13 protein-coding genes and 1 pseudogene are annotated in these 12,450 nt (G+C 67.3%); 10 read left to right on the forward strand and 4 right to left on the reverse strand.

The window, feature by feature from the left end; genetic code table 11:
- Window positions 1-2: 2 nt before the first annotated feature.
- Window positions 3-539, reverse strand: coding sequence for a DUF2271 domain-containing protein (locus tag ACP7AZ_RS15310; protein WP_426039499.1), 537 nt, complete (start codon window positions 537-539; stop codon window positions 3-5).
- Window positions 540-552: 13 nt separating this feature from the next.
- Window positions 553-1,218 carry a PepSY-associated TM helix domain-containing protein gene (locus tag ACP7AZ_RS15315; protein WP_426039500.1) on the reverse strand — a complete coding sequence of 222 codons (666 nt, stop codon included), beginning with the start codon at window positions 1,216-1,218 and terminating at the stop codon, window positions 553-555.
- 128 nt (window positions 1,219-1,346) lie between these two features.
- Here ACP7AZ_RS15315 and ACP7AZ_RS15320 point away from each other — a divergent pair, with 128 nt between their 5' ends.
- The gene (locus tag ACP7AZ_RS15320; protein ID WP_426039501.1) at window positions 1,347-3,662 is read left to right on the forward strand and encodes a GH92 family glycosyl hydrolase; all 2,316 of its coding nucleotides are present in this window, start codon (window positions 1,347-1,349) and stop codon (window positions 3,660-3,662) included.
- A 248-nt stretch (window positions 3,663-3,910) separates the two neighbouring features.
- On the opposite strand, the gene ACP7AZ_RS15325 is transcribed toward ACP7AZ_RS15320, so the two are convergent.
- The gene (locus ACP7AZ_RS15325) at window positions 3,911-5,323 is read right to left on the reverse strand and encodes a glycoside hydrolase family 47 protein (RefSeq protein WP_426039502.1); all 1,413 of its coding nucleotides are present in this window, start codon (window positions 5,321-5,323) and stop codon (window positions 3,911-3,913) included.
- Window positions 5,324-5,660: 337 nt separating this feature from the next.
- Between ACP7AZ_RS15325 and ACP7AZ_RS15330 the strand changes: the two are divergent.
- The 5 genes and pseudogenes from ACP7AZ_RS15330 to ACP7AZ_RS15350 all read left to right on the forward strand — a co-directional run.
- Window positions 5,661-5,828 (forward strand): annotated as a pseudogene (locus ACP7AZ_RS15330) (response regulator transcription factor); the annotation flags it as partial.
- A gap of 112 nt (window positions 5,829-5,940) precedes the next feature.
- Entirely contained in the window at window positions 5,941-6,198 is a 258-nt protein-coding gene (locus tag ACP7AZ_RS15335) for a hypothetical protein (RefSeq protein ID WP_426039526.1), read from the forward strand.
- A gap of 172 nt (window positions 6,199-6,370) precedes the next feature.
- Window positions 6,371-6,712 carry a hypothetical protein gene (locus ACP7AZ_RS15340; protein WP_426039503.1) on the forward strand — a complete coding sequence of 114 codons (342 nt, stop codon included), beginning with the start codon at window positions 6,371-6,373 and terminating at the stop codon, window positions 6,710-6,712.
- A 45-nt stretch (window positions 6,713-6,757) separates the two neighbouring features.
- Window positions 6,758-7,231 carry a hypothetical protein gene (locus ACP7AZ_RS15345; RefSeq protein ID WP_426039504.1) on the forward strand — a complete coding sequence of 158 codons (474 nt, stop codon included), beginning with the start codon at window positions 6,758-6,760 and terminating at the stop codon, window positions 7,229-7,231.
- Between the two features lie 4 nt (window positions 7,232-7,235).
- Complete coding sequence (locus ACP7AZ_RS15350; RefSeq protein ID WP_303694874.1) at window positions 7,236-7,607, forward strand: helix-turn-helix domain-containing protein; 372 nt, start codon at window positions 7,236-7,238, stop codon at window positions 7,605-7,607.
- Here the strand turns inward: ACP7AZ_RS15350 and ACP7AZ_RS15355 are convergent.
- Entirely contained in the window at window positions 7,604-8,056 is a 453-nt protein-coding gene (locus tag ACP7AZ_RS15355; protein ID WP_426039525.1) for a DUF3089 domain-containing protein, read from the reverse strand. The genes ACP7AZ_RS15350 and ACP7AZ_RS15355 overlap by 4 nt on opposite strands.
- An 18-nt stretch (window positions 8,057-8,074) precedes the next feature.
- Here ACP7AZ_RS15355 and ACP7AZ_RS15360 point away from each other — a divergent pair, with 18 nt between their 5' ends.
- The 4 genes from ACP7AZ_RS15360 to ACP7AZ_RS15375 are packed head-to-tail and all read left to right on the forward strand — an operon-like array spanning window position 8,075 to window position 12,448.
- A complete protein-coding gene (locus tag ACP7AZ_RS15360) occupies window positions 8,075-10,372 on the forward strand; it encodes a bifunctional salicylyl-CoA 5-hydroxylase/oxidoreductase (RefSeq protein WP_426039505.1) in 2,298 nt (765 codons plus the stop codon).
- Window positions 10,369-11,136, forward strand: coding sequence for an SDR family NAD(P)-dependent oxidoreductase (locus tag ACP7AZ_RS15365; RefSeq protein WP_426039506.1), 768 nt, complete (start codon window positions 10,369-10,371; stop codon window positions 11,134-11,136). Before ACP7AZ_RS15360 ends, ACP7AZ_RS15365 begins: the two co-directional genes overlap by 4 nt.
- Entirely contained in the window at window positions 11,133-11,633 is a 501-nt protein-coding gene (locus ACP7AZ_RS15370; protein WP_426039507.1) for a MarR family winged helix-turn-helix transcriptional regulator, read from the forward strand. Before ACP7AZ_RS15365 ends, ACP7AZ_RS15370 begins: the two co-directional genes overlap by 4 nt.
- The gene (locus tag ACP7AZ_RS15375; protein WP_426039508.1) at window positions 11,630-12,448 is read left to right on the forward strand and encodes an enoyl-CoA hydratase family protein; all 819 of its coding nucleotides are present in this window, start codon (window positions 11,630-11,632) and stop codon (window positions 12,446-12,448) included. Before ACP7AZ_RS15370 ends, ACP7AZ_RS15375 begins: the two co-directional genes overlap by 4 nt.
- Window positions 12,449-12,450: the final 2 nt, after the last annotated feature.

The following is a 12,450-nucleotide window of genomic DNA, read 5'->3' on the forward strand; positions in this document are numbered from 1 at the left end:
CCCTAGCGGGTGACGGCGACGCGCACGGCGCCCAGTTCGGAGGTTCCTGCGGCGCAAGCGCTATTGGCCGCGCCGCCCCAGGTGAAGGGCAGGCGGACGATCTCGCGGCCGCCCTGTTCGCGGGCCGCCTCAACGACGATGTTGTACGAACCGGCCGGCAGGCTGGCGAGGCGGGCGCCGGAGACGGTGACCGTCTGGCGGCCCGGCGCGCGGGTCGGTCCGGTGACGCCGTCGATCGGCAGGGCCATGGCGCGGCCGCCCTTGCGCCACCAGGTGCGGATGTCCTTCAGATATTGTTCGCCGTCGCCTTCGCCGCGCGCCGTGGCGCCGGCCCCGTACCACAGGGCGATGGTGCGCACGGCCGTCTGGGCCGTGTCCTGCCGCTCGATCCAGACCGCGACATAGGGGCGGTGATAGGCGGCGGTCGAGAGGGTCGGCACCTCCAGCGTCACGGTCAGGTCGGCGGCCAGGGCCGGGGCGGCGATCGAGGCGGCGCCGACGGCGATGATCAGGGGCAGGGGGCGGATACGCGACGACATGGAGAGGAACTCGTCAGTGGATGAAGATGAGGGCGATGATGACCGGGATGGCGATGCCCAGCCCGACCAGGGGCCAGGTCGAGGCGCGCGTCCGGGCGTGCAGCCAGAGCAGGGTCAGGCCGGTGACGGTGAAGACGATGCACGCGACCGCGAAGACATCGATGAACCAGTACCAGACGGGGCCGGTGTCGCGGCCCTTGTGCAGGTCGTTGATGTAGGCGACCCAGCCGCGCGTCGTGGTCTCGCGCACGGCCTCGCCCGTACCCCGGTCGATGGTGACCCAGCCGTCGGAGCCGGGGCCCTTCAGCGCGACATAGATCTCGTCCGGCGCGGTTTCGGTCGCCTTGCCGGCGATGGAGATGTCCAGCTCCGAGGAGACCCAGCGGGCGATCGCGTCGGGGACCGGATCGGTCGTCTCGTCAGGGAAGTCGGACAGCCGGTCCAGCAGGGGGGCGGGCAGGGTCGCCGTCAGCTCCATCGTCACCGGTTCGGCCGGAATCTGGGCGGCGTGGTTCAGGGTGATGCCGGTGATGGCGAACAGCAACATTCCGGCCAGTGACAGCCCCGCCGAGATCCAGTGCCAGCGGTGCAGTTCCTTCAGCCAGAAGGCGCGTGCGCCGTTCATCGACCGCGTACGGGCGGCGGCCTTGGCGACAGGTTTTGCAGCGGCGTCGGTCACACACGGCCTGTGCCATACGTTGAGAATGATTTGCAAGTGCCTCTATCCGCTTTCGGTGTCAGGGCGCCTTGGGCGACAGGGGGAATCCCGGCTGATAGGGTCGGGAAACGGTGGCGGGGAGTATCCTGATGCGGCGTATCGGTCTGGCGGCGGCGATGGCGGTGTGTCTGGCGGGGCCTGGATGGGCGCAGGCGTCCGATCCGGTCGAGGCCGTCGACGTCTTCATCGGCACGTCGGGCAAGGGCCACACCTTCCCCGGCCCGGTCGCGCCCTTCGGCATGGTGCAGCTCAGCCCCGACACCGACTATCGCGCCTTCCGCCAGTCCTATGACTGGGCCTCGGGCTATCGCAACGACGACCCGACCATCATGGGCTTTTCCCATACCCATTTCTCCGGCACCGGCCACTCCGACCTGGGCGACGTCCTGATCACGCCGCAGACGGGCGACGCGGTGGAATGGGATGTGGGCGACGTCGCCACGCCCGGCTCGGGCTACCGCTCGCGCTACGACAAGGCCTCGGAGACCGCCGAGCCCGGCTACTATTCGGTCCAGCTCACAGACACCCAGGTCCGCGCCGAGCTGACCGTCGGCGTCCGCACCGGCCTGCACCGCTACACCTTCGAGGACGGCGCGCGGGCAAGGCTGCTGCTGGATCTGAGGAACTCGATCTACGACTATCCGGGCAAGGTCCTGTGGTCGCGAATCCGGGTCCATCAGGACGGGACGGTGACGGGCTTCCGCGAGCTGCGCGGCTGGGCGCCGGGACGTCAGCTCTATTTCGCCATGCGGTTCTCCGCGCCCATGGTCGGTCACCAGATCCAGAACCGCGAGACCGACGTCCCCTACAACGGCTTCCGCCAGCCGGGCCGGGCGCTGGATGACCGGCAACAGGTCCAGGGCCGGGCGCTGGAGGCTGCGTTCGACTTCGGCCAGATCGACGGGCCGTTGCTGGTCAAGGTCGCCATCTCCTCGGTCGATGAGGCCGGGGCCATCGCTAATCTGGAATCCGAAGGCGAGGGTTTCGCCTTCGACGCCCAGCGCGCGGCGACGCGGGCGGCGTGGAACGAGGCGCTCGGCGCCGTCGACATTGAGGCGGAGCCGGAACTGCGCACGACCCTCTACACCGCCCTCTATCACGCCCTGATCGCGCCCTCGGTCCACTCCGACGTCGACGGTCGCTGGCGCGGCCCGGACAATGCGGTGCACAGGTCCGATTTCACCGTCCACTCGACCTTCAGCCTGTGGGACACCTTCCGGGCCGAGCATCCGCTGCTGACCCTGCTGGCCCCGGCCCAGCGCAACGCCGACATCGTCAACTCGCTGATCGCCGCGCAGCAGGTCAGCCCCTATGGCATCCTGCCGGTCTGGTCGTTCCACGGTCAGGAGACCTGGACCATGATCGGCTATCACGCCGTCCCGGTGATCGCGGACGCCTACCTGAAAGGCATTCCCGGCATCGATGGGAATGCCGCGCTGGACGCCATGGTCGCCTCGGCGACATACCGCCCCTACGGCGGCCTCGGCGACTATATGGACCTGGGCTACGTCCCCATCGACCGGGAGCCTGAGGCGGCGTCCAAGACGGTCGAATACGCCTATGACGACTGGACCATCGCCCGCATGGCCGAGCGTCTGGGCCGCGCGGACGTCGCCACCGAGTTCGATCGCCGCGCCGGCTTCTGGCGGAACACCTGGGATCAGGAGACCCGGTTCGTGCGCGCCCGTCTGGCTGACGGTTCGTTCCGGGAGCCGTTCGATCCCGTCGCGATCAACTACGGCTCCGACTACACCGAGGGCAACGCCTGGCAGTATTCGTGGTTCGTGCCCCAGGACATGGCGGCCCTGGTCGCCGTCATGGGCGGGGACGCGGCGACGGTCGCCAGGCTCGACGCCATGTTCGACTACGACAACGCCGGCCTCGACTACTCCCACGCCGAGGACATCGCCGGCCTGATCGGCCAGTACATCCACGGCAACGAGCCCAGCCACCACTCGGCCTATGCCTATGTCTATGCGGGCCAGCCCTGGCGGACTCAGGAACGGCTGAAGCAGATCGTCGAGAGCCAGTACCATTCGCGTCCCGACGGCCTGGCCGGCAACGACGACGTGGGCCAGATGTCGGCCTGGCTGATGTTCACGGCCATGGGCTTCTATCCGGTCACGCCGGGCTCGGGCCAGTACGTCATCGGCCGCCCGTTCACGGATCGCACGACGCTGAACCTGCCCAATGGTCGGAGGTTCGTGATCTCGACAGCCGGTCTGCGCGACGCCAACCGCTATATCCAGTTGGTCACGCTGAACGGCCGCCCGCTGGACCGCACCTGGATCGGGCACGACGAGATCACCGCCGGCGGCGAACTGCATTTCGTCATGGGTTCAGAGCCGAACCGGACATGGGACGCGGGAGAGGCGGCGCGGCCGTATTCGATGAGCAGGCGCTGACGATCACCCCTCCGCGCGCGAAGGCACGTGGGGAAGTGACGCGTCCGGCGCCATCTCAACCCTACGAACTAAGTCGAACGGATTTTTCTATTCGACATGGAAATCCTGATCCAGTCAGTGTCGGCGGGGCGCACACCCTTCCGAACGCGCCTTGGTTCGCTGCGGGTGTAGAGTTCGGACTCACGCTTCGCGGAGAGGGCGAACAGAGGATTTGGTCCGTTTCGTCCGTTTCGTCAGGGTGTTTTTCGTCAGGACGAACGGACAAACCCCCGTAGCACGTTGGCCTCCGTGCTCAGCATCAGCCGGTCGATGTCGATCCGCTTGGGCGCGGCGAACAGGATGAAGTAGTATTTCATCTGCTCGGACCACCAGTAGCCGGGGCAGTTGTCGCCCTGGGTCATCGGTCGGGTCGTGATGTCGGTCAGGGCGGTGTAGCCGTAGGGCGCCTTCGAGCTCGACTTCATGTTGCGATAGTGGGTCGCCGCGATGGCGCGGTACCGGTCGTCGCGGTCGTGCTGCCACAGGTTCAGGCAGGCGTCGGCCACCTCGGGACGCAGACCCGTGCGCAGGGTGCGGGGGCGGGCGGTGGTGACGTCGGTCGATTCCGGGACGATCAGATAGCGATCCTGCATCGTCTCGTAGGTCTTCAGGAAGTCGTCGCCCTCGGTCTTGAAACCCGCCTGTCCCAGCAGCCCCGCCAGATAGGCGCCGAGCACCGTCTGCGATGTGCCGGTCACCGCGCCGGTCTCGTAGTCGACCATCGGGAACCACAGCAGGCCGTCGTAGCGCCTGCCCTGATGGTTGATCATGGCCTGCAGGCACTCCTGCGCGGCGACCTTCAGCGCCTCGTCGCCGAACAGCTCCCAGGCGTCCCACAGGTATTCGTAGAAACTGTCGGCATAGACGTCGATCGAGGCGTTGCGGCTGGTGAACCGGCCGGTCTCGGCGTGGATGTTGGCCGCCATCAGGCCGATCCCGGACCGCATGTTCAGGGCATGCATCAGGGCCCGTTTCGCGGCGGCATGGTATTTCGGCTCGCCCGTCAGCTGGCTGAGGACTCCAAACTCGGAGATGTAGGTGCCGATCTCGGCAAGGTTGGTCTCGGGGTCGCGCACCGCGCCGGTCTTCAGGTTCACATAGCGATACGGCAGGCCGTGCGGAGAGGCATCGAAGGCCTTCATCAGCCGGTCGGCAAGGTCCTTCGCCTTCTCCAGCAACACCGGATCGCCGCAGGCCAGGAAGGCCGACAGCAGACCCCCGACCAGGCGGATATTGGTCTCGAACACCTGGGCTTCGCCGTCGATGTCAAAGTTCAGGTTCGCCTTGACCCAGTCGACGCCTGCCTGGAACTCGGCGTCCAGCTCCATGATCCACAGGGTGTCCAGCGCCTCGACCAGCGACAGACCCAGGTCGTGGCCCCCGATGAAGAAGGACTGGGACGTGCCTGAAACCGGATTGATCTCGTCCTTGCCCCAGGCGCGCTCGACATAGTGGTCCCAGGCCCATTTGAACTCGGCCTTTACATCGGCGCCCAGGTCTTCCCAAGTCTGCGCGGCCCAGTCTTCGGACTGCGGGAAGGCGGGCAGGGGCGCCAGGCCAGCGAGCAGACCGCCTCCCGCCAGGGTCAGCGCCGAACGACGGTGCAGGGACAGGGTTCTCATCGCCGAACGCTCCGATTCACTCCCGCCGCACCATGGCGGTCGCCCCGACGTTCCGCCAGTCGCGCCGTTGTAGGGAGGGGTCGAATGCAGGCGGCCGCTCGGAACGCCATCGACACCCGTGTCGGTGCGCGCTCCAAAGTTTTCCCGCCGGCTCACGGGCTGCGAAATGAGCGCCGCCCATCGCGTCTTGATGTCCCGATCCCTGGTCGCTTCGGGAAGGATCGCAGCGGCATCGCCACAACGTCTATGTCGGCCTTCAGACATAAAGGGCGGGATGCACGCTTAGGGAATTGCTTTCCATCGACTAACCCTGTTGGTTGATCCGGGGGGTGGGACGATGAACGAGCTTAAGCAGCTCACCGCGAGAGAACGGCAGTGCCTGGTGGGTGTCGCACAGCATCGCCAGTCGAAGGAGATCGCGCGCGATCTCGGGATCTCCTCAAAGACCGTCGACAAGCATATCGAGACCGCGTGCAAGCGACTGGGCGTCGCCTCGCGCCGGGACGCTGCGCTGCTGTTGATCAACGCCGGCCTACGGAACGAACCCGTAGGGGAGCCGTCCCGAGTAGCCGATGCCGCCTCGGGCGCCGCCTTCTTTCGCACGAAAGGAGGCCCCATTGACCCTCACATTACCGAACTGGACCTGGGACTATCTGGAGACCGTCTTCGAGGACCTGGCGCAAACACCGGCCGAGAAAGCGGCCGTCCTGCACCTGGTCGCGGTGACGCGCGAGATGAGCCCATTTCTCTCGAAGCTCGATCTGCTGCGCGAGATTATCTGTATCGGGCTCGTACTGTTGCCCGATCACGATCGGCCACCGAGCGCGGCCAATCTTCGACCGTCGAGTACGGCCGCGTCGGGCGGGACCTGCTAATGGTGATCGCCCTGACGTGCGGCATCGCCTTTCTGCTCGCGGGAGCCATCGGCGCGACGCTGATGATCCAGCACCTTCTGCACGCGGCGGATCAAGCCCAGCAACTGCGCTGATCCGCCTTCCAACAAGCGAAGTCCACCATGACCCCCGCCAGGCGGGAGAAGGAGCCCCCATGCAACGACGTGAATATGGACAAAAGCTGGCGACGGCGCTGTTCGAGACCGAAGACGCCATCGATGCAGCCCTCGAAAAGGCGGCCCACCTCATCGCCGCGATGTCTTCCGTTCGCCGCGAGAACAACCTGTCGGCCGTGCTCGGCAGCCACGCCATGACCGGCGTCACCGGATCGGTCCGTGCGCTTGGCAAGGCGCGGGACCAGATCGTTGCCGCGCATCACGCACTTCAGGCGGCAGCTCCGCAGGTCGGACTGGGCAATACCATCATGCAGGGCACGGGTGTCGGAAAGCCCGAAGAGAGCCTGCCGCGTCCAACGGGTCTCAAGGTCGCCGCTTGATGCTATGCTCGCGGTGCGCCTCGACGGCGTATCGCGAGCCTCCGCATGTTCAACGACAACGTCCTGTTCCTGGCCACGGCCGCCCAGATCGGCGGTGTGATCCTGAACATCGTCGTGTGCGGCGCGGCCATCTGGAAAGGCGCGCACACTGAACGGGTCGCGGCTATTTCGATCGTGATCGCCTCGATCCTCTCGCCCCTCGTTCAGAATTGGACCGACTGGACCTCGCCGCAGTGGAACATCCTCATCATCGACGCGGCGAATCTTGGGGTGTTTCTGTACCTGCTCGTCAGAACCCACAGGGTGTGGCTGCTGTTCGGTTGCGCGTTCCAGCTCCTGGCGATCCTCAGCCATGTGGGCATGCTGATCGATCCCAGCGTCGTGGCGCGCGCCTATATCTCCACTCTGTATCTCATGTTCTACGGCCTCATGATCGCCCTGGCAGCCGGAATCTGGGAGGGTCGGCTGCGCGATGAGCGCGCGCGAGTTGCGTCGGCCGAGCGGAATGTTCTAGCTTGATCCCATGACTTCTGCGACGCCTAACCCGATCGATATTGCCGTCGGCCAACGTGTTCGCGCCGTGCGCGAACTGCGTGGCCTCACCCAGACCGATCTGGCCAAGGCCACGGGCGTGACCTTCCAGCAGATCCAGAAATATGAGCGGGGCACCAACAGAGTGTCGGCCTCGCGCCTGATGCTCATTTCCCATGCGCTCGGACAGCCGGTGAGCACCTTCTTCGAGCCGGACGAGCCGGGGGCTCGGGATGGTCTGGACCTGTTCGCCGTGAGCGGCTCGAAGGCCTTGCTCGAGGCCTACGGGCGAATCGAGACGGCGGATCAACGCCGCATCGTCGTGGCGCTGGCGCGTTCGCTCGCCAGCGACCCGGCCGCCTAAGTCAAACAGACCACACGGCTACCCCTGCTGGCGGTCACCGAGACGGGCGGGGGGCGCGGTCCTGACGCGCCGCTGCTTAGGCGTTGCTCTGTCTGGCGACGATGTCGATGAGCGGACCCATCGAATGATCGACGTCGATGAGGTGAAGGCCCCAGCTCGGATCCACACCGGTGGTCCGGATGCTCTGGCCGCCCAGGTCGTCGGTCCGGGGATCGGCCGACGTCCCGGCCGGGCGGGACCATGATGGGCGCGCCGAGGATCAGTGCGGAGACGATCTGTTCCCTGGCCTGTTCGCCGTCGATCTGTTGCCCAATCGGGCCGGTGATCATGGCTCCACCCCGGCTATGGCCGATGAGGACCCAGGACGATGGGAAGACCGTCGAACATTGGTCTGAGGAACACGCCGGGCCGGTGACGTGAACGGGGTGACTCTGGACGCCGACGCCAATCTATTTTAGGCTTAAAATATGTCGTCGCGCAGGGCTGTAAAGAGGATCGCCGTCGTCGGGGCCGGGCCCGGAGGGCTCTACCTCGCCATCTCGCTGAAACTGCGCGACCCGTCGCTGGATGTGGTGGTGCATGAGCGCAACCGGCCGGACGACACCTTCGGCTGGGGCGTGGTCTTTTCCGACCAGACCCTGGCCAATCTTAAGGCCGGCGACCCCGAGACCGCCGCGACCATCGAGGCCGCCTTCGTCCATTGGGACGACATCGACGTGCATATCCATGACCAGACTGTCCGCTCGGGCGGTCATGGCTTCGCCGGCATAGGGCGGAAGCGCCTGCTGACGATCCTGCAGGACCGCGCCCGCTCTCTGGGCGTCGATCTGCGGTTCCGGAGCGAGGTCGGGGATGTCCGCGCGCTGGACGCCGATGTGATCATAGCCGCCGACGGATTGAACAGCCGCGTTCGCAACAAAACGCCGGAAGTGTTTGGCGTCGATGTCGATGTGCGGCCCAACAAATACATCTGGCTGGGCACGACCCAGGCGTTCGATGCCTTTACCTTCGCCTTCGTCCAGACGCCGCATGGCTGGATCTGGGCTCACGCCTATCAGTTCGAGCCGGGGGCCTCGACCTTCATCGTTGAATGCTCCGAGGCGACCTGGCGGGGGCTCGGTTTCGACGGGATGGATCAGGACCAGACCTGTCGCGCGGCCGAGGCACTTTTCGCCGGATGGCTGGGCGGTCATGCGCTGATGAGCAATGCGCGCCACCTGGGCGGGTCGGCCTGGCTCAACTTCTCGCGCGTGGCCTGCGCCAACTGGCGCGACGGCAAGGTGGTGTTGCTCGGCGACGCCGCCCACACCGCCCATTTCTCGATCGGATCGGGCACGAAACTGGCGTTCGAGGACGCCATCCGACTGGCCCGGGCCCTGACTGAACCGGGAGAGCTTGAGGCCGGCCTTGCCGCCTATGAGGCTGAGCGCCGCGTCGAGGTGCTGAAGCTGCAGAGCGCCGCCCGCAACTCCACCGAATGGTTCGAGACCGTCGAACGCTACGTCGATCTCGACCCGCTGCAATTCACCTACAGCCTGCTGACCCGCAGCCAGCGCGTCAGCCATGAGAATTTGCGCCTGCGCGACCCTGTCTTCCTGACACGGGTCGAGCGCTGGTTCGCCGATCAGGCCGGGGCTCCCCTCACGGACGATCCGCCCGCGCCGATGTTCGCGCCCCTGCGGCTGCGAGGTCTGACCCTGCCCAACCGCGTGGTCGTCTCGCCCATGTGCATGTATTCGGCGGAAGACGGGATGGTGAACGACTTCCACCTCGTCCATCTCGGAGGCCGGGCGCTGGGCGGCGCGGGACTGGTCTTCACCGAGATGACGGACGTCTCGGCGGACGCCCGCATCACGCCCGGATGCGCCGGGATGTACCGCCCGGAACACCGCGACGCGTGGCGGCGGATCGTCGACTTCATCCACGCCCAGGGCTCGCGCATCGCCATCCAGCTGGCCCATGCCGGCCGCAAGGGCTCGGTCGAACGGCCTTGGGGTCCGCGCGCCGATCAACCGCTTGAGGACGGCTGGCCGCTGATCGCCGCCTCCGCCATTCCGTGGTCGGACGAAGACCAGACCCCGCGCGAGATGACCCGCGCCGATATGGACCGCGTCCGCGACGACTTCGTCCGCGCCGCCGCCTGGGCCGACGAGGCCGGCTTCGACATGGTCGAGCTGCACTGCGCCCACGGCTATCTGCTGTCGTCCTTCCTGACCCCCGTCTCCAACCAGCGCAGGGACGCATGCGGCGGCTCCCTGGAGAACCGCCTGCGCTTCCCGCTCGAGGTCTTCGCCGCCCTGCGCGCCGTCTGGCCCGACGACAAGCCGATGTCTGTCCGCCTGTCGGCCACGGACTGGGTCGACGACGGCCTCACCCCCGAGGACTCCGTCGCCATCGCCCGCGCCTTCGCCGACGCCGGCTGCGACCTGATCGACGTCTCGGCCGGCCAGACCTCCGAGCAGGCGAGGCCGGTCTATGGCCGCATGTACCAGACGCCGTTCAGCGACCGCATCCGCAACGAGGCGGGGGTAGCCACCATGGCGGTCGGCAACATCTATGAGCCCGACCATGTGAACAGCATTCTCGCCGCCGGCCGGGCTGATCTGTGCGCCCTCGCCCGGCCGCACCTGGCCGATCCGAACTGGAGCCTGCGTGCCGCTGCCGCGTTGGGCTGGCGCGGCATCCAGCCCCCCCTTCAGTACCGCGCCGGCTTTGCCCAGCTGGCCCGGAACATGGAGCGGCAGTTGCAGGCGGGACCGGTATGAGCGGCGCGCTGGACGGACGCCATGCGGTGGTGACGGGCGCGGGGTCCGGTATCGGTCGGGCGACCGCGGAACGGCTGGCCGAGGCGGGGTGCCTCGTCACCCTGATCGGCCGCCACATCGGCCGGCTGGATGAGAGCGCCGACCGCATCGGCGCCGCCGCCTTTGCCGCCCCGGCGGATGTGACCGACGCCGAAGCCCTGGGGGCCGCCATCGAGGCCGGGCGGGACCGGTTCGGGCCGATCGACATCCTGGTCAACAACGCCGGCGGGGCGTCGTCCGCGCCCTTCCTGAAGACCGACATCGCCGACCTCCGGGCCATGCTGGCCCTGAACCTCGAAGCGCCCGCCGAGGCCGCGCGTCTGGTCCTGCCGGGAATGCTGGCCCGCCGCTGGGGCCGGATCGTCAACATCGCCTCGACGGCGGGCCTGAAGGGCTACACCTACGTGTCCGCCTATGTCGCGGCCAAGCACGGGCTGGTCGGTCTGACGCGGGCGCTGGCGCTGGAAGTCGCGAGTAAGGGCGTCACGGTCAACGCGGTCTGCCCCGGTTTCACCGACACCGATCTGGTGGCGCGATCCGTGGACGCTATCGTCGGCAAGACCGGGAGGACCGAGGACGAGGCGCGCGCGGCGCTGGCCGCCTCCAATCCCCAGGGACGGCTGATCACGCCCGACGAAGTCGCCGCGACGGTCGTCTGGCTGTGCGGCGACGGCGCCTCAGGCGTCAACGGGGCAGCCGTCCCCGTCGCGGGCGGCGAACTGTGACTGCCGCCGCCCCTCTGCCTGACAGACTGGGCGGCGCGCCGGACGGCAAGCGGTCGCTGAGGTTGTGGCTGCGGCTGCTGACCTGCGCCACCACCATCGAACGTACGATCGCCCAGCGGCTGCGCGACGACTTCAGCTCGACGCTGCCCCGGTTCGACATACTGTCCGCGCTCGACCGTGCGGGCGAGGCCGGCCTGACCATGGGCGAGGTTTCGCGCATGCTGATGGTCTCCAACGGCAACGTTACCGGCCTGGCCGTGCGGCTGAGATCCGACGGGCTTATCGAGGCCATGGACGGGAGGGATCGGCGCGTACAGCGGCTGCGCCTGACGCCGCTCGGCCGATCGCACTTCGCCCTGATGGCCGCAGCGCACGAACACTGGATCGAGGCCCTGTTCGCCGACCTGAGCGAGGCCGAGGCCGAAGACCTGACCCATCTGCTGGAGCGCGCCAAACGCTCGCTCCACGCCGTCACACCAGAGGATATGAACCGATGATGGCGCGCGACTATCCGCCCGAGAATTTCCTGTGGTCCGTCGATGACGACGGTGTGGCGACCCTGACCCTGACCCTGAACCGACCGGAGCGGAAGAACCCGCTGACGTTCGAATCCTACGCCGAGATGCGCGACCTGTTCCGCGATCTGAGCCATGCGGACGATTGCAAGGTGGTGATCGTGACCGGCGCGGGCGGCAATTTCTCCTCCGGCGGCGACGTACACGAGATCATCGGCCCGCTGACCGGGATGGCCGCGCCCGAGCTGCTGAGGTTCACGCGCATGACGGGCGATCTGGTCAAGGCCATGCGCGGCTGCCCCCAGCCGATCATCGCGGCGCTGGACGGGGTCTGCGTCGGGGCCGGAGCGATCATGGCCATGGCCTCGGACCTGCGCATCGCCACGCCGAAGACGAAGACGGCCTTCCTGTTCACCCGCGTCGGGCTGGCCGGTTGCGATATGGGCGCCTGCGCCATCCTGCCGCGCCAGATCGGCCAGGGGCGGGCGTCGGAGCTGTTGTTCACCGGCCGTGTGATGACCGCCGACGAGGGCGAACGCTGGGGCTTCCACAACCGCATCGTCGAGGCCGAGGCCTTGATGCCGACGGCTCAGGAACTGGCGCTTGCGCTGGCCAGAGGACCGACCTTCGCCCACGGCATGACCAAGAACCAGCTCAATATCGAATGGGACATGAGCCTGGACGCCGCCATTGAGTCCGAAGCCCAGGCCCAGGCAATCTGCATGCAGACCAACGATTTCCGCCGCGCCTACGAGGCCTTCGCCGGCAGGCGCGAGCCGGTGTTCAAGGGGAACTGAGC

The organism is Brevundimonas sp. DC300-4 (assembly GCF_049897365.1).
Classification (GTDB): domain Bacteria; phylum Pseudomonadota; class Alphaproteobacteria; order Caulobacterales; family Caulobacteraceae; genus Brevundimonas.